Here is a 19,483-nt window from a genome sequence, read left to right on the forward strand (position 1 = left end):
ACCCGGTACCCACTTCGCTCGAAAACGCTCTAGGCCGCGTAGCGGGTCGCGTCGACGCCGTAGTGGTTGACATAGCGCTCGTTGATCGAGGCCACGGGCAGCACGATCAGTACATCCGTCGTGCCGAACTGGCGATCGACCACGGCGCCGTCGCCGATATAGGCGCCAAGGCGCAGATAGCCCTTGATCAGCGGCGGCAGCGTCTTCAGCGCCGCCTTCATGTCGATCGCCCCTTCCGGCAGCCGGTCCATCGCGACACGACGATGCGGCAGCGCGCTCACCGACCATTCGGCCGGCGCGCGGGCATTGTGGTGCAGGAAGGAGAGGGGCAGCGCCAGGGCGTCGGGATTGGTGCCTTCGAGCGACGCGCAGCCGACCATCACATCGATGCCATGGCTGCGGACATAGCTCCAGATGCCGTGCCAGAGCAGTTCGACCGTGCGCTTGGTGCGATAGGGCTTCAGCACGCAGGAGCGGCCAAGCTCGAGGAAATTCAGCGCGGCGTGGCGCTCTAGCAGCGGGCCGAGGTCGAACTCGTTGGCCGAATAGAATCCGGTATGCCGGCTTGCCACTTCCTGGCGCAGCAGCCGGTAGGTGCCGACGATGGCGGCTTCGCCAGCGGCTGTGCGCGTATCATGGTCGATGACGAGGAGGTGGTCGCAAATCCGGTCGAAGCCGTCGCGATCGCGGCGCGAAAGCTGCGCCTGCACGTCGGGAATGGCCGACATTTCCTCGTAAAAGACCTTGTAGCGCAGCTTCTGCGCCTTTTTCACCTCGCGCGGGGTGACGGCGAGCCGGACTTCCAGCGCTCCGATTCGTCCGAGCGACTCAGGTAGGGGCAGGGCGGGGCGAAGGGCTTTCGGCATCGGAAGTCTTATACCGCCGAATACGCGCTGCGATAGTGCCGGCAAAGCAATGATCGCCGCCGATACACGCTGGACCTGCTGCGACGCTGCGTTCACGCGCTTCACCATCACACCGTTCTCCTGCTCCGCCCGACCCTCTCATGCCGAGATCGCGAGCTACGGGGCGAGGAAATCACATCTCTCCGACAGTTTGGTGACGAAGCTCTTCCGCGGATCGTCCTGCGCCGTTGCCGCTTCGCCGGCAAAGCGCGTCCTGAGGCCTGCCACTCAGACGGTCGACACATCCCCAGACGGCTCGGGTCGTCCGGACGCATGCTCCGCCTAGGATCATGGGACTGTTTGGAGGAGGGGGGCGGGTCGATCCGTCGATCCTCACGAGCCAGCCCACTGCCGATGCGCGTCCGTCCCGGCGCCCCGCCGAAGATGGCGGCTGGTCCCGATCTATCCTTCTCCCCAGCCATCCATTCACTCGATGAGCCGTTCAGGCCGCCGCCAGGATGCGATCGCCGGCGACGCGGTAGCGCAGCGCCTCGGCGAGGTGCAGGCGGCCGACGGTCTCGGCGCCGTCGAGATCGGCGATGGTGCGCGCCACCTTGAGCACGCGGTGATAGCCGCGCGCGGACAGCTTGAGCGCGGCGGCTGCGTCGCCGAGCAGCTTGATACCGGCCTCGTCGGGCGTGGCGATCGTCTCGATCAGCGAACTGGCGCATTGGGCGTTGGTGCGGATGTCGTCGACGCCGAGCGCCTCGAACCGTTCCGCCTGCAGCGCGCGCGCTGCCGCCACCCGCTCGGCCACGGTAGCGCTGCTCTCGGACGGGGCCGTGCCGATCAGATCGCTGGCGGTCACCGCCGGCACCTCGATGCGCATGTCGATGCGGTCGAGGAAGGGCCCGGAAAGCCGCGCCTGGTAGTCGGCGGCGCAACGCGGGCCGCGCTTGCAGCTCATGCCCGGTTCCCCCGCCATGCCGCATCGGCAGGGATTCATGGCCGCGATCAGCTGGAAACGCGAGGGATAGCGGATGCGGTGGTTGGCGCGGGCGATCAGCACCTCGCCGGCTTCGAGCGGTTGGCGCAGCGAATCGAGCACCTGGGGCGTGAATTCCGGCAGCTCGTCCAGAAAGAGAATGCCGTGATGGGCAAGCGACGCCTCGCCCGGCCGGGCGCGCAGGCCGCCGCCGACCATCGCGGCCATCGAGGCGGAGTGATGCGGCGCGCGAAACGGCCGGCGATCGGTCAGCTTGCCGCCGGAAAGCTCGCCGCCGATCGAGGCGATCATCGAGACTTCCAGCAGTTCCTTGGGCGAGAGCGGCGGCAGGATCGAGGGCAGGCGGCTCGCCAGCATCGACTTGCCGGCGCCGGGCGGTCCGGCCATCAGCAGGTTGTGGCCGCCGGCGGCGGCGATTTCCAGCGCGCGGCGGGCGCTTTCCTGGCCACGCACATCGGCGAGATCGGGGAGGGGGGCGCCGTCGCGCTGCAGCGCCGGCGTCGGCCGGGTCAGCACCTGCGTGCCCTTGAAGTGGTTGGCGATGGCGATCAGGCTGCGCGGCGCGAGGATCTCCATGTCACCGCCGGCCCAGGCTGCCTCCGGCCCGCATGCGGCCGGGCAGATCAGCCCGCGCCCCATGGCGTTGGCGCCGATTGCCGCCGGCAGGACACCCGCCACGGTGGCGATGGTGCCGTCCAGAGCCAGTTCGCCGAGCACAACGAAATCGGTCAGTTGGTCCCCCGGCAGCGCGCCGAGCCCGGCCATCAGGCCGAGCGCGATCGGGAGGTCGTAATGGCTGCCCTCCTTGGGCAGATCGGCCGGCGCCAGGTTGATGATGATCCGCTTCGGCGGCAGGGCGAGGCCGGAGGCATGCAGCGCGGCCCGCACCCGCTCCCGGCTCTCCGCCACCGCCTTGTCCGGCAGGCCGACGATGATGATGCCAGGGAAGCCAGGCGCGATCTGCACCTGGACGTCGACCGGAACCGCCTCGATGCCCTGAAAAGCCACCGTCGTGACATGCGCGACCATGCCCGCTCTCCCTTTGACGATGACGTTACGTCAATCTCGGGGAGAGTCAAGAACAGGTCGTGAACATCCGCCGCGAAGCGCAGATCCTGTTAGCGCCCTGTTAACCCTAGCGCTTGGATTCGACCGCGTCCCAGACCAGCGCGGCGATGTCGGCGCCGCCGAACCGCTTTACCTCGCGGATGCCGGTCGGCGAGGTCACGTTGATCTCAGTCAGGTAGTCGCCGATGACATCGATGCCGACGAAGACGAAGCCGCGCTTCTTCAGGTCCGGCCCGATCGCCTCGCAGATCTCGCGGTCGCGCCGGGTCAGCTCGATCGGCTCGGGGCGGCCGCCGACATGCATGTTGGAGCGCGACTCGCCATCCGCCGGCACCCGGTTGATCGCGCCGACCGCGACGCCGTCGACCAGGATGATGCGCTTGTCGCCGGCCCGCACCGCCGGCAGGTAGCGCTGCACGACATAGGGTTCGCCGCGATAGGCGGCGGCAAAGATTTCCAGCAGCGAGGCGAGGTTCTGGTCGCCCTCCGACAGGCGGAACACGCCGGCGCCGCCATTGCCGAACAGCGGCTTGATGATGATGTCGCCATGCTCCTGGCGGAAGCGGCGGATCTCTTCGGGATCGCGCGAGATCAGCGTCGGCGGCATCAGCTTGGGATATTCGGTGACGAAGATCTTTTCCGGCGCGTTGCGCACCTCGGCGGGGTCGTTGACCACCAGCGTCTTCGGATGGATGCGCTCGAGCAGGTGCGTCGTCGTGATGTAGCCCATGTCGAAGGGCGGATCCTGGCGCAGGAACACCACGTCCAGGGTCGAAAGGTCCGTACGCTCCGCCTCGCCGAGCGAGAAATGGTCGCCCGGCACGTCGCGGACGGTGACCGCCTCGATCGCTGCCTCGACCCGGCCGTCATTCAGCGACAGCCGGTCGGGCGTGTAGTGATAGAGCTTGTGGCCGCGTCGCTGGCCTTCCAGCATCAGGGCGAAGGTGGAATCGCCACGGATATTGATCTTGGCGATGTGGTCCATCTGGACGGCGACGGAAAGCGACATATAGGCCCCCAATGCGGAATAGGCCTCTTATGTCGTGTGGCGGGGCCGAATGGCAATGCCGCTGTCAGCGATCCCTTGCAAAAGCATCTACGATGTGGCGCGGCAGCCGGCGTGGCAGGACGGCGACGATGTCGAAACGGAGCGTCAGCTGGGCCGCCTGGGGGTTCCGGGCGACGAAACTTTCTGCCGCCCGGATGAGCCGGTCGCGCGCAGCGGGCGGGATCGCCAGGATCGCGGCGTCCTGCGTCCGGCGCGCCTTGACCTCGACGAAGACCAGCGTCCGCCCGCGCTGCATGACGAGGTCGATCTCGCCGAGCGGGCTGCGGAAGCGCCGTGCGATCGTGCGATAGCCCTTCAGGTTGAGGTAAAGGGCTGCGACCGTTTCGGCGAAACGGCCATGGCGTTCGGAGGCGCGGCGGTCAGGCCGCGCCATCGTCGTCGGAGTCCGGTTCGCCGTCGTCCTCGTCTTCCTCGTCGCCGGCCGCTTCCGCCTTCAGCTCCAGCGCGCGCTGGTAGAGGTCGCGCTTCGGCATGCCGGTGGCGGTGGCGGCCAGCGCCGCCGCTTCCTTCAACGGATGGTTTTCCAGGAGCCGGGCGAGCAGCGAGTCGACTTCCTCGGCTTCGGGCTCGCTGGCGACCGGCGGGCCGATCAGGATCACGATCTCGCCCTTGGGCGATGGCTCGTTGCCAAAGGCTTCGGCCAGCGATCCCAGCGTTCCGCGCCGGATTGTTTCAAAGGTCTTGGTCAGTTCGCGCGCCACGACGGCCGGGCGGTCGGCGCCCAGCGTTTCCGCCATGTCGGCGAGAGAATCCGCCGTCCGGTGCGGCGATTCATAGAAGATCAGCGTCGCCGGCACCTCGGCCAGCGCCGCGAGCCGCTTCTTGCGGCCGACGGTGCGGTTGGGCAGGAAGCCCGCGAACAGGAAGGTGTCGGTGGGCAGCGCCGCCGCGACCAGGGCGGTGAGCAGCGCCGAGGCGCCGGGGATCGGGACGACGCGGTGGCCGGCCCCCAGCACGTCGCCGACCAGCCGGAAGCCCGGATCGGAAACCAGCGGCGTGCCGGCGTCGCTCACCAGCGCGATCGTCTTGCCGGCGGCGAGCGCCGCCAGCAGTTTCGGCCGCTGCCGGTCGGCATTGTGCTCGTGATAGGCGAACAGCTCGGTCTCGATGCCGTAATGGCGGGTCAGCACGCGGGTGACGCGCGTATCCTCGCAGGCGATCACATCGGCGGCGGCGAGCGTCGCCAGCGCGCGGAGCGTGATGTCGCGCAGATTGCCGATCGGCGTCGAGACGATATAGAGGCCGGGCTCGATCGCCGGCGCGCGCAGGCGCTGGCCGTCGATCTGATAGCCGGCCTGGCTCTCGCCGCCGGCGCTGTCCGGATGGACCGGTCTCGCGGGAGCGCTCATGACTCGCCCGCGCCGACGTTGTGGAGATGTGACACCAGACCTGAATTCACCGAAACCGCCGCTCTTTGCCGCTGAACAACCATGGGCTTTCCAGTACAGTTACATCTTGCGATTGAACAGGAGAAGGCGTGTGGGTTGGTTCCGTTCCGAACGGCTGGATGCGGGCAAGGCGGGGGCGTTCGCTTCCTGCGTCGCCGCGCTCGGCCTGCTCGCCGCCTGCGCCTCGACCGTGGGAGGGCCGGGCGTGGGCGCCAGCCTGGCGCCGGCGGCGACGGGCGCCACTCCCGCCCATGGCGAGACGCTCGGCAAGGGCACGGTGCGCGTCGCGCTGCTGGTGCCGGCTTCGGCCACCGGCAATGCCGGAGTCATCGCCGCCAATCTGAAGAATGCCGCCGATCTGGCGCTGCGCGAATTCCAGGGCGGCGCCAATCTGCAGATCCTGGTCAAGGATGACCGCGGCACGCCGGAAGGCGCGCGCGAGGCGGCGACCGAGGCGATCTCGCAGGGTGCCGAACTGATCATCGGGCCGCTCTTCGCCCAGTCCGTCGCGGCGGCGGCCTCCGTCGCAAGGCCGGCCGGCGTGCCGATCGTCGCCTTCTCGACCGATACCAACATCGCCGCCCGCAACGTCTATCTGCTGAGCTTCCTGCCGCAGTCGGATGCCGACCGGATCATCAGCTATGCCGCCTCGCAGGGAAAACGCTCCATCGCGGCGCTGCTGCCCGACAATGGCTATGGCACGGTGATGGAGGCGGCCGTCCAGCGCGCCGCCACCGCCAATGGCGCGCGCATCATCACGATCGAGCGCTACGGCCTCGACCGGGTCGCCATGCAGCAGAAGGCGGAAGCGATCGCGGCGGTGGTCCAGAGCGGCCAGGTCGACGCCGTCTTCATGCCGGACGCCGGCGACGCCGCGCCCTTCCTGGCGCAGATCTTCTCCGCCCGTGGCATCCGGCCCGGGCAGGTCAAGTTCCTGGGCTCGGGCCAGTGGGACGATCCGCGCATCGCCGCCGAGCCGACGCTTCGCGGCGGCTGGTATCCGGCGCCGGACCGCGCCGGCTATGCCGCCTTCGCGGTGCGTTACCAGGGCGTGTTCGGCGCGCCGCCGCTGCGCACCGCTTCCCTCGGCTATGACGCGACCAGCCTCGCCGCCGGGCTTGCCGCCCGCTATGGCGACAAGCGCTTCACGGCCGATACGCTGGCGAACCCGAACGGCTTCATCGGCGTCGACGGCGCCTTCCGTTTCCTCCCCGACGGCACCAACCAGCGCCAGCTGGCCGTCTACGAGCTTGGCGGCGGCACCCCGGTGATGATCGACCGCGCCCCGCAGACCTTTGCCCGCACGGGGACGTAGGGGGGGGCGGCCGTGATCGTGGGTGGCCTATGTTCGAAAACCGCCTGGTGAGGGTTCGCTAGCACGGCTTCCAAGCTTCTGATCCTTCGAGCTGACCACCCGCTCCACCATCATCCTGAGGCGCTTCGCGTCAGCGAAGCCTCGAAGGAGGGTCCAGCGGGGCTCCATCTTGCAGGCCTTCGAGATCGGACCGGCGTTTCCTGGCCTCTCCTTCGAGGCCCGGCTTCGCCGGGCACCTCAGGATGATGGTCGCGGAGAATGCTAGGGGAGCCATTCGCTCGGCGGGTGGTGGCTTGGAGGGATGCTAAGGAAGCAAAACTCTCACCCCACCCTCTCCCGCAAGCGGGCGAGGGCTTTGGGCGGGTGCTCCCTCTTCACCTCTCCCATGGGGAGAGGTCGACGGCTGCAGGCCGGCGGGTGAGGGGATCAGGCCTTACAGGTGAGATCGCAACCCCTCACCCGGACCTTCGGTCCGACCTCTCCCTGTGGGAGAGGTGAACGCAGCAGCTCAGGCCGCCAGGTCGGCGACCACGGCGTCCAGCACGAACGAGCCGGACCGGGTGGCGCGGATGCGGTTTTCGTCGATCTGCTCGACCATGCCATGCTCGATCAGGTCCGCCAGCCGGCGCGGGTCGAGCGTGCGGCCGGCGATCGCCTTGTAGCGGCGCAGGTCGATGCCCTCGGTCAGGCGAAGCCCCATCAGCAGCATCTCGTCGCCGGATTCCTCAGGGGTCAGGATGTCGTCGGTCTCGATGCCGTCGCCCCAGGATTCGACCCGGCCGAGCCAGGTTTCGGGCAGCAGCGTCGTTGCGGTGGCGTGGCGCTGGCCATCGATGACCAGGCGGCCATGCGCGCCCGGACCGATGCCCGCATATTCGCCATAGCGCCAATAGACGAGATTGTGCCGGCATTCGCCGCCGGGAACCGCGTGGTTGGAGATCTCATAGGCCGGCCGGCCATGCTTGTCGCAGACCTCCTGCGTGATCTCGAACAGGGTGGCGGCGGTATCCTCGTCGGGAATGGCGAGCTTGCCGGCCTGGTATAGCTTCTCGAACATCGTGCCGGGCTCGATGGTGAGCTGGTAGAGCGACATGTGGTCGGAAGCGCGTTCCAGCGCCTGCATCAGTTCGGCCCGCCACAAGTCCGGCGTCTGGCCCGGACGCGCGTAGATCAGGTCAAAGGACAGGCGTGGAAACGTGGCGCGGGCGATGTCGATGGCGCGCATCGCCTCCTCGACATTGTGCACCCGGCCGAGCGCCCTCAAGTCCGTGTCGTTCAGCGCCTGCACGCCGAGCGAGACGCGGTTGACGCCGGCGGCGCGATAGCCGCGGAAACGCTCCGCCTCGACGCTGGAAGGGTTGGCCTCCATCGAGATCTCGGCATCCGGTGCGACGTTCCATGCCGCGCCGATAGCCTCGAGAATGGTGCCGACCGTCTTCGGGTCCATCAGCGACGGCGTGCCGCCGCCGAGGAAGATCGAATCGACCGTCTTGCCCGGCGACTTGGCGGCCATCGTCTTGATCTCGGTGACGAACGCCTTGGCGAACCGCTCCTGATCGACCCCCTGGTGGCGGACATGCGAGTTGAAGTCGCAATAGGGGCACTTGGCTGCGCAGAACGGCCAATGCACATAGACGCCAAATCCGGGTTCGATCGGGGGGGCCATGGATGTCAGGCCCCGAGCTCGGCTTCGGCGAACTTCGCGAAGGCGCGCGCCCGGTGCGACAGCGCATCGGTCCGGCCGGCCGACCAGCCATGCTTTTCGTCCGCCGCCATCTCGCCGAAGGTGCGCTCATGGCCTTCCGGCAGGAAGGCGGGATCGTAGCCGAAGCCGAGTTCGCCGCGCGGCGGCCAGACCAGCGTGCCTTCGATCTCGCCGCGGTAATAGCGCGTTGTGCCATCCGGGAAGGCGAGGCAGAGCACGGCGACGAAGCGGCCGGTGCGGCTCTCCGGCGTGGTGGCGCCGGCCTGCTGCAGCTTCTCCTCGACATTGCGCATGGCGCGGGCGAAATCGCCGTCTGGTGCTGCCCAATCGGCGGAATAGACGCCGGGATCGCCGCCGATCGCATCGACGCAGAGGCCGGAATCGTCCGAGAGCGCCGGGAAACCCGAGGCTAGCGCGGCGGCATGCGCCTTGATCGCGGCGTTTTCCTCGAACGTCGTGCCGGTCTCGTCCGGCACCGGGAGGCCAAGTTCGCCGGCCGAGACGACCTTGAGCCCGAACGGCGCCATCAGGCCGGCGAATTCGCGCAACTTGCCGCCATTATGCGAGGCGAGCACGAGCGTGTCGCCGGAGGTCAGGCGGTGGGAAATGGCGTTCATCCGGAAATGGCCAGCTTCTGCAGTTCGACCAGGTCGACGATGCCGTTCTTGGCAAGCGTCAGCATCGCGGTCAGTTCGGCTTCGTTGAAGGGCTTGCCTTCGGCGGTGCCCTGGATCTCGACGATGCCGCCGGTGCCGGTCATGACGAAGTTCGCATCCGTCTCGGCTTCCGAATCCTCGGCGTAATCGAGGTCGAGCACCGGGGTGCCGCGATACATGCCGACCGAGACGGCGGCGACGTGGTCGCGGATCACCTTCGGGCCGACCATGTCGCGCGACTTCATCCAGGCGACGCAATCATACAGCGCCACCCAGGCGCCGGTGACCGAGGCCGTGCGGGTGCCGCCATCGGCCTGCAGCACGTCGCAGTCGATGGTGATCTGCTTTTCGCCGAGATGGACGAGATCGACGACGGCGCGCAGCGAGCGGCCGATCAGGCGCTGGATTTCCTGTGTCCGGCCGGACTGCTTGCCGGTCGCGGCCTCGCGGCGCATGCGATCGCCCGTCGAGCGCGGCAGCATGCCGTATTCGGCGGTAACCCAGCCCTTGCCGGAACCGCGCAGCCAGGATGGCGGCTTGTCCTCGAGGCTGGCGGTGCAAAGCACGTGCGTGTCGCCGAACTTGACCAGGCAAGAGCCCTCCGCGTGCTTGGCAACGCCGCGTTCAAGCGTTACCGCACGCAGGGCGTCCGCGGCGCGTTTCGAAGGTCGCATGGGATATTCCTGGCTGTTTCGTTGGTCCGCTTGTACAGGTCGGTGGCTCAAAACGTAAAGCCCTGCTTGAACCGGGCGTCGAAATCGACACTTAATCAAAGAGATCGAAGCTTTCGAAGAGAGGATCCAGCGTCTTGCCCGCCGACCGCACGGCCACCGAGACGGCATCGTCGGCGCTTTCCGCGCTCGATCAGCGCTCGCGCGAAATCTTCAAGCGCATTGTCGACAGCTATCTGGAGACGGGAGAGCCGCTCGGCTCGCGCAATCTCGCCCGCATCCTGCCCATGGCGCTGTCGCCCGCCTCCGTCCGCAACGTCATGGCTGATCTCGAAGGCCTGGGCCTGATCTATGCGCCGCACACCTCGGCCGGACGGCTGCCGACGGAAAGCGGGCTGCGCCTGTTCGTCGACGCGATGCTGGAGGTCGGCGACCTGACCTCGGACGAGCGTCGCGACATTGAAAGCCGGGTCGCCGGCGGCGGCGCCAGCCGAACGGTCGATGGCGTCCTGAGCGAGGCCGGGCGCATGCTCTCCGGCCTGTCGCGCGGCGCCGGGGTCGTGCTGGCCTCCAAGAGCGACCAGCGGCTGAAGCACATCGAGTTCGTCCGCCTGGAGCCGACCAAGGCGCTGGTCGTGCTGGTCGGGGAGGATGGCTCGGTCGAGAACCGGCTGATCGACCTCGACCCCGGCACGACGCCGTCGAGCCTGGTTGAGGCCGCCAACTATCTCAACACGCATCTGCGCGGCCGCAGCCTGGCCGAGGCCCGCGCCGAGCTGAACCAGCGGCAGCAGCAGGTCCGCGCCGAGCTTGACCAGCTGACCGCGCGCCTGATCGATGCGGGGCTCGCGAGCTGGGTCGAGGCGACCGGCATTCGGCCGGATACGCTGATCGTCCGTGGCCAGGCCAATCTGCTCGAGGATGTGCGCGCCGCCGAGGATCTCGAGCGCATCCGCCTGCTGTTCGACGATATCGAGACGCAGCGCGAGCTGGTGCATCTCTTGGGCAGCGCCGAGGCAGGCGACGGCGTCCGCATCTTCATCGGTTCGGAAAACAAGCTGTTCTCACTGTCCGGCTCGTCGCTGGTGGTATCGCCTTACCGCGATTCCGAGAGCCGCGTCGTCGGCGTGCTGGGGGTGATCGGGCCGACCCGGCTCAACTATGCGCGCATCGTGCCGATGGTCGATTACACGGCGAAGCTGGTTGGCCGGCTGATCGGCTGAGCGCGACCGTGTGGCGTCTGTACAGCGCCGCGGCGAGCCGATATGAGAACGCTTCAAAGATAGATGGAGACGAGAACATGGCGACGGGTACCGACAAACTGGTCACGGTTTTCGGCGGCTCTGGCTTCATCGGCCGTCATGTGGTGCGCGCGCTGGCGAAGCGCGGCTGGCGCATCCGTGTCGCGGTGCGTCGCCCGGATCTCGCCGGCCATCTGCAGCCGCTCGGCTCCGTCGGCCAGATCATGCCGGTGCAGGCCAATCTGCGCTATCGCTGGTCGGTCGACCGCGCGGTCGAGGGCGCCGATGCCGTCGTCAACCTGGTCGGCGTGCTGAACGAGAGCGGCCGCCAGAACTTCTCCGTCCTGCATAATTTCGGTGCCCGCGCCGTGGCCGAGGCGGCCCGCGCCGCCGGCATCAAGACGCTGGTGCACCAGTCGGCGCTCGGCGCCGATGCGAATTCGGAATCGCTCTATGCCCGCACCAAGGCGCTGGGCGAGGCGGCCGTGCTCGAAACCGTGCCGGAAGCTGTCATCCTGCGTCCCTCGATCGTGTTCGGGCCGGAAGACCAGTTCTTCAACCGCTTCGGCGACATGGCCCGCATCTCGCCCTTCCTGCCGCTGATCGGCGGCGGCGCGACCAAGCTGCAGCCGGTTTTCGTCGGCGATGTCGCGGAGGCGATCGCGCGCGCCGTCGAGGGCCAGCTCGCGGGCGGCACCGTCTATGAACTCGGCGGGCCGGAAGTGAAGACCTTCCGCCAGTGCCTGGAACTGCTGCTGACCGAGATCGAGCGTTCGCCGCTGCTGGTCCCGGTGCCGTGGACGCTCGCGCATTACGGCGCGTCGGTCGCGCAGTGGCTGCCCAAGCCGCTCCTGACCGTCGACCAGGTTCGCCTGCTGAAGCAGGATAATGTCGTCTCGCCCGCCGCCGAGGCGGAAGGCCGCACGCTGGACGGCATCGGCATTCATCCGAGCAATCTGCTCACCGTGCTGCCGTCCTACCTGCAGCGCTTCAAGCCGCATGGCCAGTTCGACCACAAGCGCACGGCCTGATCGACCGCTTAATTCCCGATATGAAAAAGGCCCGCTTCCGGCGACGGAGGCGGGCCTTTTCTATTCTGGAGGTCGGCGATCAGCCCAAGGTCAGCACGGCGGCGAGACCGATCGCGCCGATGATGATCCGCCAATAGGCGAAGGGTGCAAAACCGCGCTGGCTGACGAAATCGAGCAGTCGCCGCACCACGAACACGCCGGCGATGAAGGCGGCGATGAAGCCGACGATGATGTTCCAGGCGCCGGCCGTCGTGATCTGGTCGTGCGTCTTGTAGAGATCATAGGCGAAGGCGCCGGCCATGGTCGGCATGGCGAGGAAGAACGAGAACTCCGCCGCGGCGCGCTTGTCGCTGCCGAACAGCATGGCGGCGACGACTGACGAACCCGAGCGCGAGACGCCGGGGATCATCGCCAGGCACTGCGCCACGCCGATACCGAAATACATGCCGAGCGAGAAATCCATCGCGTCGTGATAGCGGGGCCTCAGATCGAGGCGGTCGACGATCAGCAGGATGAAGCCGCCGACGATCAGCATGATGCAGATCAGCATCGGGCTTTCGAACAGCACCTGCTTGATGAAGCCATGCGCCGCGGCGCCGATGACGGCGGCGGGCAGGAAGGCGAGCAGGATGCCGAGCACGAAGCGGCGGGTGCGCGGGTCGGACGGAATGTCGCGCAGGATCTTGAGCAGCCGGCCGAAATAGACCGTCAGGATTGCCAGGATGGCGCCGAGCTGGATCAGCACCTCGAAGGCGCGCCCGGGACTATCAAAGCCGAGGAAATGCCCCGCCAGCAGCAGGTGTCCTGTCGAGGAGACGGGGATGAATTCGGTAAGGCCCTCGATCAAGCCGAGGACAAGCGCATCCAGCAAACCTGGGATATCCATCATCGCTCCTGCGAATGCCGTTGAAGGTCGAAACCGGCGAATCGGCTTGATACTCGCCACAATCGCGGCCTATATGCGGGCGCTGGAGCCGTTCTCGCAACTGCACTCACCGCCGCAGAATCGCTTCGATTTGTCAGCCCCCGACCTGCGTAACGATGTCCCTTCTGCACCATCATCCCTTTTCCGCCGCTTCGCGTTATGCCCGACTGGTCCTGTCGGAATATGACGAAGCCGTCGAATTCGTCGAAGAGAAGCCTTGGGTCCGAAATGCGGCCCTTCTGGCTCTGAACCCGGCTGGAATCCTGCCGGTTTTCATCGATGACAACGAGACGGTCGTGGCTGGTGGATCGGTGATCACCGAATATCTGGTCGAGACCAAGGGCGCCCGCATGGGCGAGGTCCGGCTGATGCCGGAACATGCCGCCGACCGCGCCGAAGTGCGCCGCCTGGTCGAGTGGTTTTCCGGCAAGCTGCATGGCGAAGTGACGAACTATCTCGTCACCGAGAAGGTCTACAAGCGGCAGATGCGGCAGGGCGAAGGCAATACCTCGCCCGATCCGGCCGCGATCCGTGCGGCCCGTGCCAATGTCCGCTATCATATCCAGTATATCGGCTATCTGGCGGCACGGCGGAACTGGCTGGCGGGACGCGAACTGACGCTGGCCGATTTCGCGGCGGCGGCCGAAATCTCCTGCATCGACTATCTCGGCGAGGTGCCATGGGAGGCGGACGAGGCGGCGAAGGCGTGGTACGCGCGGGTGAAGTCGCGGCCGTCGTTCCGGCCGCTGCTGAACGACGTGGTGCGGGGGGTGCCCCCGGCGCCGCACTACGTCGACCTGGACTTCTGACCTCCGATCCCCTGACGCCAAAGCAGCTCGCTGCCGAGAAGGCGCGGCTGATCGCCGATGCGCTGGCCGAGGGCTTCAGCGTCGTCCGCGTCACCGGGCCGGACGCCATCCCGCTCGCGCCGGAACGCCTGCACGCCTTCCTGAGGGACGGCCACCACGGCTCGATGGCCTGGATGGAGGAGACGGCGGCACGCCGCGCCGATCCGACGGTTCTCTGGCCCGATGTCCGCACCGTCATCATGCTCGGCCTGAATTATGGCCCGGAAGACGATCCGCGCGCTCTGCTCGAGGCGCGCGATCGCGGCAACATCTCCGTCTATGCCCGAAACCGCGACTATCACGATATCATCAAGGGCAAGCTGAAGCAGGTCGCCGGCCGGCTCGCCTCGCGCACGGGCGCGGAGGTCAAGGTCTTCGTCGATACGGCGCCGGTGATGGAGAAGCCGCTCGGCGAGGCGGCCGGCCTCGGCTGGCAGGGCAAGCACACCAATCTCGTCTCGCGCGAATTCGGCTCCTGGCTTTTCCTGGGCTCGATCTTCACGGCGCTGGAGCTGCCCGTCGATCCGCCCGAGACGGACCACTGCGGCAAGTGCCGCGCCTGCCTCGACGCCTGCCCGACAAACGCGTTTCCCTCGCCCTACCGGATCGATGCGCGGCGCTGCATTTCCTATCTGACGATCGAGAATGCCGGGCCGATCCCGCGCGAGTTCCGCGTCGCCATGGGCAACCGCATCTATGGCTGCGACGATTGCCTGGCCGCCTGTCCCTGGAACAAGTTCGCCAAGGCCGCTTCGGAAATGAAGCTGAAGGCGCGGCCGGAATATGAGGGGCCGAGGCTCGCGGATCTCGTGGCGCTCGACGACGCGGCCTTCCGGGCGTTCTTTTCCGGCTCGCCGGTCAAGCGCATCGGGCGCGACCGCTTCGTGCGCAATGTGCTGGTGGCGATCGGCAATTCCGGCGAGGCGGGCCTGCTGCCGGCGGTACGGACGCTGCTGGACGATCCGGCCCCGGTCGTCCGGGGCGCCGCCGTCTGGGCGTTTTCACGCCTGGCCGCGGCCGAGTTCGAGGCGTCCCGCTTGGCCGCGATGGCGGCGGAAACGGACGAGAGCGTGCGGGCCGAATGGGCCTATCCGTCGGCCAGCTGAAGATGGCGGGAAGAAAAGCGCGGCCATAAAACAAGCAAGACCCTCACCCAACCCTCTCCCGCGAGCGGGCGAGGGCTATGGGCCGGCGACTCTCCGGGAGACGGTGCCCTTTAAGCGCAGGCAGACTGATCGGGTGCAGGCGGCCCCCTCTACCGCTTGCGGGAGAGGGCTGGGGTGAGGGGCTTGCTGGGACTTCCCTTTCGGCTTCACCAACCGGTGTCGCCTTCGACCCTCAAAGGGCCCCGTCGGCGGCCGGATTTCGCGCATGCGTTCCAGCCGCCGGCTGATTGGCTCAGCCCTTGAGGACCTTCTTCTCGGCAACGGTGGTGTCGGCGTTCAGGCGGTAGACGATCGGCACGCCGGTCTCGAGCTCGCGTTCGAGGATCTCGGCCGGCGTCAGGCCTTCCAGCGCCATGATCAGGGCGCGCAGCGAATTGCCATGCGCGGCCACGATCACCTTTTCGCCGCGCATCACCGGCGGCAGGATGTTGAATATGTAATAGGGCCAGACGCGCGCGCCGGTGTCCTTGAGCGACTCGCCGCCGGGCGGCGGCACGTCATAGGAACGGCGCCAGATCTTGACCTGGTCCTCGCCCCATTTGGCGCGGGCGTCGTCCTTGTTGAGGCCGGAGAGATCGCCATAGTCGCGCTCGTTCAGCGCGAGGTCGCGGATCGTCGGCAGGTCGGGCTGGCCGAGCTCGCCGAGAATGAGCTTCAGCGTGTTCTGGGCGCGGCTGAGCTCGGAGGTGAAGGCGAGGCCGAAGGAGAGGTCGAGCGCCTTCAGGCGCTTGCCGGCGGCGGTCGCCTCGGCGATGCCCTGTTCCGTCAGTTCGGGGTCGCGCCAGCCGGTGAAGAGGTTCTTCAGGTTCCAGTCACTCTGGCCATGGCGCACGAGCACGAGAAGGCGATCCATACGGAAGGCTCCTTTTGGGGTCAGTCGGTGAAGCCGAGCACGTCGGCCATGGAATAGCGGCCGGGCTTGCGGCCATGGGCCCATAGCGCCGCCTTGATGGCGCCACGGGCGAAAAGGGCGCGGTCCGACGCGTGATGCGACAGCGTGATCATCTCGCCCTCGCCGGCGAGCATCACGGAATGGTCGCCGATGACGCTGCCGCCGCGCAAGGCGGCAAAGCCGATCGCGCCACGCGGGCGCGGGCCGGTGATGCCGTCGCGCACGCGGACGGCGTGCTCGGCGAGGTCGATCTCGCGCCCCTCGGCGGCGGCCTGGCCGAGCAGCAACGCGGTGCCGGACGGCGCATCGACCTTGTGGCGGTGGTGCATCTCGAGCACCTCGATGTCGAAATCCTCGTCCAGCGCGCGCGCGGCCTGGCGCACCAGCTGGGCGAGCAGGTTGACGCCGAGGCTCATATTGCCGGATTGCACGATGGCGGCATGGCGGGCGGCCGCGTCGATGGCGGCGTGGTCCTCGGCCGACAGGCCGGTGGTGCCGATGACATGGACGATGCGGGCCTGGGCGGCGATTTCGGCAAAGCCCAGCGTCGCGGCGGGCGAGGTGAAGTCGAGCACGCCCTGCGCCTGGGCGAAGACCGGTAGCGGATCGTCGGAGATGGCGATGCCGAGCGCCGGCAGGCCGGCGACGACGCCCGCATCCTGGCCGACAAAGGGCGAACCCTCGCGTTCGATGGCGCCGGCGACGGTGACGCCCTCGGTCTCGGTGACGAGACGGATCAGCGTCCGACCCATGCGGCCGGCGGCACCGACGATGACGAGACCCATATCGGTCATGGCGAGTTTCCCCCGGTTGGTGAGCGCATATAGCAGGCCGGTGGCCGATGCGGGAGACTAGATCGCCGAGGCGACCTCGATTTCGGAGAGAATGGCCTTGGCGGCGGCGCGCGGATCGGCGGCTTCCAGGATCGGGCGGGCGACCACAAGGTGGTCGGCGCCGGCGCGAATGGCGGCGGCGGGCGTCGCGATCCGCTTCTGGTCGCCGACGATCGATCCGGCCGGGCGAATGCCGGGCGTGACGATCGCCATGCCGGCGCCGACGACGGCGCGCATGGCGCCGGCCTCCTCCGGCGAGCAGACGATGCCGTTCATGCCGGCGGCGCGGGCGTCGGCGGCGCGGCGCGCCACCAGTTCCGCCGGGCCCACGGCATAGCCGGCGGCGGCGAGGTCGCTCTCATCCATCGAGGTCAGCACCGTCACCGCGAGCAGGCGCAGGTCGCTATCGCCCTTGCCCTGGACGGCCGCACGCATCGCCTTGGGATAGGCGTGGATGGTGCAGAAATGCATGCCGAGCTTGGCGATGTTCTGCACGGCGTGCTCGACCGTGTTGTCGATGTCGAGCAGCTTAACGTCGAGGAACACCTTCTTGCCCTGGTCGACCAGCCGCTCGGCAAAGGTCAGGCCGCCGGCGAAGCAGAGCTGCAGGCCGACCTTGTAGAAGGTCACGGTATCGCCAAGGGTCGCGACCATCTCCTGTGCCGCGTCCACGGTGGGGACGTCGAGGCCGACGATCAGGCGGTCGCGAATATCGAGCAGGGGCATGGGTCGGGCCTTCTGGTTCCGCCGCGCTTCCGGCGGCGTGTCGGGATCAATTCGCGCGGCAACGTCCGGTTGGCAAGTCTCGGATCCACGTCACGCTGCGCACGTTCGCGCGACGCGGAAGCCGCGGGGCGGCTCGGGCAGGGGGCAGGGCGTCCAGGGCGGGCAAACGGATGTCGCGGGATCAGTGGGTGCGCCGATAGACCCAGACGCGGGCGGGCGGCACGTTCTTCATCACCCAGCCGGTATGCGAGGTGGAGAACAGGTCCGGATCGGGCGGGATGGGGGAGTTCAGTCCGTAGGAGAACTGGATGAAGGGCTGGCCCGGCTGCAGGCGGGCGAAGGCGGCGCTGATCAGCGCGCTGCGGCGGTTTGGCGGCTGGGTCAAAAGCGGCAGGCTGGAGATCACCGCGCCGACCGGGCCATCGACGCAGCCGGCGAGCGACTCGTCGAAGGCATAGGCGTCGCCCTGGATGATCCGCACGCCCTGGAACCGCTTTTCCAAGAGCCGGCAGAAATCGGCGCTGTATTCGATCGAGGTGATCCGATCGGCGGCCACGCCCCGTTCCAGCAGCGCCTTGGTGACGACCCCGGTGCCGGGCCCGAGCTCGATGATGGGCAGGGTGTTCTCGGGATCGATGAAGCTCGCCATCAGCTTGGTCAGCGCCTTGCCGGAAGGACTGACCGCGCCCATGGACAGGGGCTTGCCCATCCAGCTCCGAAAGAAGCGGACTTCGTCCGCCACAAGCGCCTTGAACTTCCGCTTCTGGATTGAGGACATTCAGCACCCGAATCGTTGATGAGCGGACTATGCGCGAGAGTTCGCGGCAATCCTGTGGCACTCTATCGCGTCAGGTGCCGCCAAAGAAGTCTCGGATCCGGGCAAAGAATCCGGCTGATTCGGGATTGGTCTCTTCCGACGATGCCTTCTCGAACTCCTCCAGCAGCTCGCGCTGCCGGCGTGACAGGTTCCGCGGCGTCTCGACGACGACCTGGATGTACATGTCGCCCATCTGGCTGGAGCGCAGAACGGGCATGCCCTTGCTCTTCAGGCGGAACTGCTTGCCGGTCTGGGTGCCGTCCGGAACCTTGACCCGGGTCTTGCCGCCATCGACGGTCGGCACGTCGAACTGGCCGCCCAGGGCCGCCGTGGTCAGCGAAATCGGCACGCGACAGAAGATGTCGGCGCCTTCGCGCTGGAACAGGCTGTGCGGCTTGACCGACAGGAACAGGTAGAGATCGCCGGTCGGGCCGCCGCGCAGGCCGGCCTCGCCCTCGCCGGACAGGCGGATGCGGGTGCCGTCCTCGATGCCGGCCGGGATGTTGACGGAGAGCGTGCGCTCCTGCGTCTTGCGGCCGGAACCGGCGCATTTGTCGCAGGGGTCGGAGATGATCTCGCCGCGGCCCTGGCAGGTCGGACAGGTGCGCTCGATCGAGAAGAAGCCCTGCGCCGCACGGACGCGGCCATGGCCCTCGCAGGTCGTGCAGACCTTGGGGTGCGAGCCCGGCTTGGCGCCGGTGCCGTTACAGGCGTCGCAGGCGACCTTGGTCGGGACATGCACTTCCGCGGTCTTGCCGGAGAAGGCTTCCTCGAGCGTGATTTCCATGTTGTAGCGCAGGTCGGCGCCGCGCTCGCGGCCGCCGGAACGCTGGCCACCGCCGCCGCGACGTCCGCCGCCCATGAACTCGCCGAAGATGTCGTCGAAGATATCGGACATGGACGAGGAGAAATCGCCGGAGAAGCCCGGACCACCGCCGCCGCCATTCTCGAACGCGGCATGGCCGAAACGATCATAGGCCGCGCGCTTCTGCGGGTCCTTGAGCATCTCGTAGGCTTCGTTGATTTCCTTGAACTTGGCCTCGGCGGTGTGATCGCCCGGGTTCTTGTCCGGGTGATACTGCATCGCGAGCTTGCGGAAGGCGACCTTCAGGCCCTTGTCGTCGCAATCGCGCGCGACGCCCAGCAACTCATAATAATCGACTTTTGCCATGGTGCCCGTGGTGCAAACGAGTCGGAACTCAAATTCGGAGCCGAAACTCAAGGGTGGACGGCACAAGCGGGGGCCGTGCCTGGATAGGATAGAGGCCCGGCGCGCTGCGC

The 19,483-nt window shown here is 67.6% G+C and carries 19 protein-coding genes; 5 read left to right on the forward strand and 14 right to left on the reverse strand.

Annotated features, from left to right (window positions below; translation table 11 throughout):
* Positions 1-29: 29 nt before the first annotated feature.
* The 5 genes from ABIE08_RS17300 to rsmI all read right to left on the reverse strand — a co-directional run bounded on the left by ABIE08_RS17300 (position 30) and on the right by rsmI (position 5,337).
* Positions 30-866 carry a GNAT family N-acetyltransferase gene (locus ABIE08_RS17300; protein ID WP_354552983.1) on the reverse strand — a complete coding sequence of 279 codons (837 nt, stop codon included), beginning with the start codon at positions 864-866 and terminating at the stop codon, positions 30-32.
* A 481-nt stretch (positions 867-1,347) separates the two neighbouring features.
* A complete protein-coding gene (locus ABIE08_RS17305; RefSeq protein ID WP_354552985.1) occupies positions 1,348-2,880 on the reverse strand; it encodes a YifB family Mg chelatase-like AAA ATPase in 1,533 nt (510 codons plus the stop codon).
* Positions 2,881-2,986: 106 nt separating this feature from the next.
* Positions 2,987-3,928: a glutathione synthase gene (gene gshB, locus ABIE08_RS17310; protein ID WP_354552987.1), complete on the reverse strand. Its 942-nt coding sequence runs from the start codon at positions 3,926-3,928 to the stop codon at positions 2,987-2,989.
* Between the two features lie 64 nt (positions 3,929-3,992).
* Positions 3,993-4,361, reverse strand: a complete 369-nt coding sequence (locus ABIE08_RS17315; protein ID WP_354552988.1) for a YraN family protein — start codon at positions 4,359-4,361, stop codon at positions 3,993-3,995.
* Complete coding sequence (gene rsmI, locus ABIE08_RS17320) at positions 4,348-5,337, reverse strand: 16S rRNA (cytidine(1402)-2'-O)-methyltransferase (protein WP_354552990.1); 990 nt, start codon at positions 5,335-5,337, stop codon at positions 4,348-4,350. Before rsmI ends, ABIE08_RS17315 begins: the two co-directional genes overlap by 14 nt.
* Before the next feature lie 130 nt (positions 5,338-5,467).
* Here rsmI and ABIE08_RS17325 point away from each other — a divergent pair, with 130 nt between their 5' ends.
* On the forward strand, positions 5,468-6,691 hold the full coding sequence (locus tag ABIE08_RS17325) for a penicillin-binding protein activator (RefSeq protein ID WP_354552992.1): 1,224 nt from the start codon (positions 5,468-5,470) through the stop codon (positions 6,689-6,691).
* Positions 6,692-7,199: 508 nt separating this feature from the next.
* Here ABIE08_RS17325 and hemW read toward each other — a convergent pair.
* From hemW to rph, 3 genes are read right to left on the reverse strand one after another with little or no spacing between them, the layout of a single operon-like run.
* Positions 7,200-8,357: a radical SAM family heme chaperone HemW gene (gene hemW, locus ABIE08_RS17330; protein WP_354552994.1), complete on the reverse strand. Its 1,158-nt coding sequence runs from the start codon at positions 8,355-8,357 to the stop codon at positions 7,200-7,202.
* Positions 8,358-8,362: 5 nt separating this feature from the next.
* Entirely contained in the window at positions 8,363-9,013 is a 651-nt protein-coding gene (locus ABIE08_RS17335; RefSeq protein WP_354552996.1) for a non-canonical purine NTP pyrophosphatase, read from the reverse strand.
* Positions 9,010-9,726 carry a ribonuclease PH gene (gene rph / locus ABIE08_RS17340; RefSeq protein WP_266333829.1) on the reverse strand — a complete coding sequence of 239 codons (717 nt, stop codon included), beginning with the start codon at positions 9,724-9,726 and terminating at the stop codon, positions 9,010-9,012. The genes ABIE08_RS17335 and rph overlap by 4 nt, the downstream gene beginning before the upstream one ends.
* 134 nt (positions 9,727-9,860) lie before the next feature.
* Here rph and hrcA point away from each other — a divergent pair, with 134 nt between their 5' ends.
* Together hrcA and ABIE08_RS17350 are read left to right on the forward strand one after the other, a co-directional pair.
* Positions 9,861-10,946 carry a heat-inducible transcriptional repressor HrcA gene (gene hrcA, locus ABIE08_RS17345; RefSeq protein ID WP_354552998.1) on the forward strand — a complete coding sequence of 362 codons (1,086 nt, stop codon included), beginning with the start codon at positions 9,861-9,863 and terminating at the stop codon, positions 10,944-10,946.
* 77 nt (positions 10,947-11,023) lie between these two features.
* A complete protein-coding gene (locus tag ABIE08_RS17350) occupies positions 11,024-11,995 on the forward strand; it encodes a complex I NDUFA9 subunit family protein (RefSeq protein WP_354553000.1) in 972 nt (323 codons plus the stop codon).
* A 79-nt stretch (positions 11,996-12,074) separates the two neighbouring features.
* On the opposite strand, the gene ABIE08_RS17355 is transcribed toward ABIE08_RS17350, so the two are convergent.
* A complete protein-coding gene (locus ABIE08_RS17355; RefSeq protein WP_354553002.1) occupies positions 12,075-12,881 on the reverse strand; it encodes an undecaprenyl-diphosphate phosphatase in 807 nt (268 codons plus the stop codon).
* 155 nt (positions 12,882-13,036) lie between these two features.
* Between ABIE08_RS17355 and ABIE08_RS17360 the strand changes: the two genes are divergently transcribed.
* Both ABIE08_RS17360 and queG read left to right on the forward strand, forming a co-directional pair.
* Positions 13,037-13,729, forward strand: coding sequence for a glutathione S-transferase family protein (locus ABIE08_RS17360; RefSeq protein ID WP_354553004.1), 693 nt, complete (start codon positions 13,037-13,039; stop codon positions 13,727-13,729).
* Positions 13,627-14,874, forward strand: a complete 1,248-nt coding sequence (gene queG / locus ABIE08_RS17365) for a tRNA epoxyqueuosine(34) reductase QueG (protein WP_354553006.1) — start codon at positions 13,627-13,629, stop codon at positions 14,872-14,874. Before ABIE08_RS17360 ends, queG begins: the two co-directional genes overlap by 103 nt.
* A gap of 292 nt (positions 14,875-15,166) precedes the next feature.
* Here queG and ABIE08_RS17370 read toward each other — a convergent pair whose 3' ends face one another.
* The 5 genes from ABIE08_RS17370 to dnaJ form a co-directional block, all read right to left on the reverse strand.
* Entirely contained in the window at positions 15,167-15,787 is a 621-nt protein-coding gene (locus tag ABIE08_RS17370) for a 2,3-bisphosphoglycerate-dependent phosphoglycerate mutase (RefSeq protein WP_354553007.1), read from the reverse strand.
* Between the two features lie 20 nt (positions 15,788-15,807).
* Positions 15,808-16,620 carry a 4-hydroxy-tetrahydrodipicolinate reductase gene (gene dapB / locus ABIE08_RS17375; protein WP_354553009.1) on the reverse strand — a complete coding sequence of 271 codons (813 nt, stop codon included), beginning with the start codon at positions 16,618-16,620 and terminating at the stop codon, positions 15,808-15,810.
* A gap of 57 nt (positions 16,621-16,677) precedes the next feature.
* Positions 16,678-17,385, reverse strand: a complete 708-nt coding sequence (pyrF, locus tag ABIE08_RS17380) for an orotidine-5'-phosphate decarboxylase (RefSeq protein WP_266333813.1) — start codon at positions 17,383-17,385, stop codon at positions 16,678-16,680.
* Between the two features lie 181 nt (positions 17,386-17,566).
* Positions 17,567-18,163 carry a class I SAM-dependent methyltransferase gene (locus ABIE08_RS17385; protein ID WP_354553011.1) on the reverse strand — a complete coding sequence of 199 codons (597 nt, stop codon included), beginning with the start codon at positions 18,161-18,163 and terminating at the stop codon, positions 17,567-17,569.
* A 70-nt stretch (positions 18,164-18,233) separates the two neighbouring features.
* Positions 18,234-19,373, reverse strand: coding sequence for a molecular chaperone DnaJ (dnaJ, locus tag ABIE08_RS17390; RefSeq protein ID WP_354553013.1), 1,140 nt, complete (start codon positions 19,371-19,373; stop codon positions 18,234-18,236).
* Positions 19,374-19,483: the final 110 nt, after the last annotated feature.

It is taken from the genome of Kaistia defluvii (genome assembly GCF_040548815.1).
Classification (GTDB): Bacteria; Pseudomonadota; Alphaproteobacteria; order Rhizobiales; family Kaistiaceae; genus Kaistia; species Kaistia defluvii_A.

Bases quoted from the DNA above. Each gene is read 5' to 3' on its own strand.
- ABIE08_RS17335 (WP_354552996.1), bottom strand. From the start codon at position 9,013: ATGAACGCCATTTCCCACCGCCTGACCTCCGGCGACACGCTCGTGCTC.
- ABIE08_RS17360 (WP_354553004.1), top strand. From the start codon at position 13,037: ATGTCCCTTCTGCACCATCATCCCTTTTCCGCCGCTTCGCGTTATGCC.
- rsmI (WP_354552990.1), bottom strand. From the start codon at position 5,337: ATGAGCGCTCCCGCGAGACCGGTCCATCCGGACAGCGCCGGCGGCGAG.
- ABIE08_RS17315 (WP_354552988.1), bottom strand. From the start codon at position 4,361: ATGGCGCGGCCTGACCGCCGCGCCTCCGAACGCCATGGCCGTTTCGCC.
- ABIE08_RS17350 (WP_354553000.1), top strand. From the start codon at position 11,024: ATGGCGACGGGTACCGACAAACTGGTCACGGTTTTCGGCGGCTCTGGC.
- dapB (WP_354553009.1), bottom strand. From the start codon at position 16,620: ATGACCGATATGGGTCTCGTCATCGTCGGTGCCGCCGGCCGCATGGGT.
- rph (WP_266333829.1), bottom strand. From the start codon at position 9,726: ATGCGACCTTCGAAACGCGCCGCGGACGCCCTGCGTGCGGTAACGCTT.
- gshB (WP_354552987.1), bottom strand. From the start codon at position 3,928: ATGTCGCTTTCCGTCGCCGTCCAGATGGACCACATCGCCAAGATCAAT.
- ABIE08_RS17305 (WP_354552985.1), bottom strand. From the start codon at position 2,880: ATGGTCGCGCATGTCACGACGGTGGCTTTTCAGGGCATCGAGGCGGTT.
- dnaJ (WP_354553013.1), bottom strand. From the start codon at position 19,373: ATGGCAAAAGTCGATTATTATGAGTTGCTGGGCGTCGCGCGCGATTGC.
- hemW (WP_354552994.1), bottom strand. From the start codon at position 8,357: ATGGCCCCCCCGATCGAACCCGGATTTGGCGTCTATGTGCATTGGCCG.
- ABIE08_RS17355 (WP_354553002.1), bottom strand. From the start codon at position 12,881: ATGGATATCCCAGGTTTGCTGGATGCGCTTGTCCTCGGCTTGATCGAG.
- ABIE08_RS17300 (WP_354552983.1), bottom strand. From the start codon at position 866: ATGCCGAAAGCCCTTCGCCCCGCCCTGCCCCTACCTGAGTCGCTCGGA.
- pyrF (WP_266333813.1), bottom strand. From the start codon at position 17,385: ATGCCCCTGCTCGATATTCGCGACCGCCTGATCGTCGGCCTCGACGTC.
- ABIE08_RS17370 (WP_354553007.1), bottom strand. From the start codon at position 15,787: ATGGATCGCCTTCTCGTGCTCGTGCGCCATGGCCAGAGTGACTGGAAC.
- ABIE08_RS17385 (WP_354553011.1), bottom strand. From the start codon at position 18,163: ATGTCCTCAATCCAGAAGCGGAAGTTCAAGGCGCTTGTGGCGGACGAA.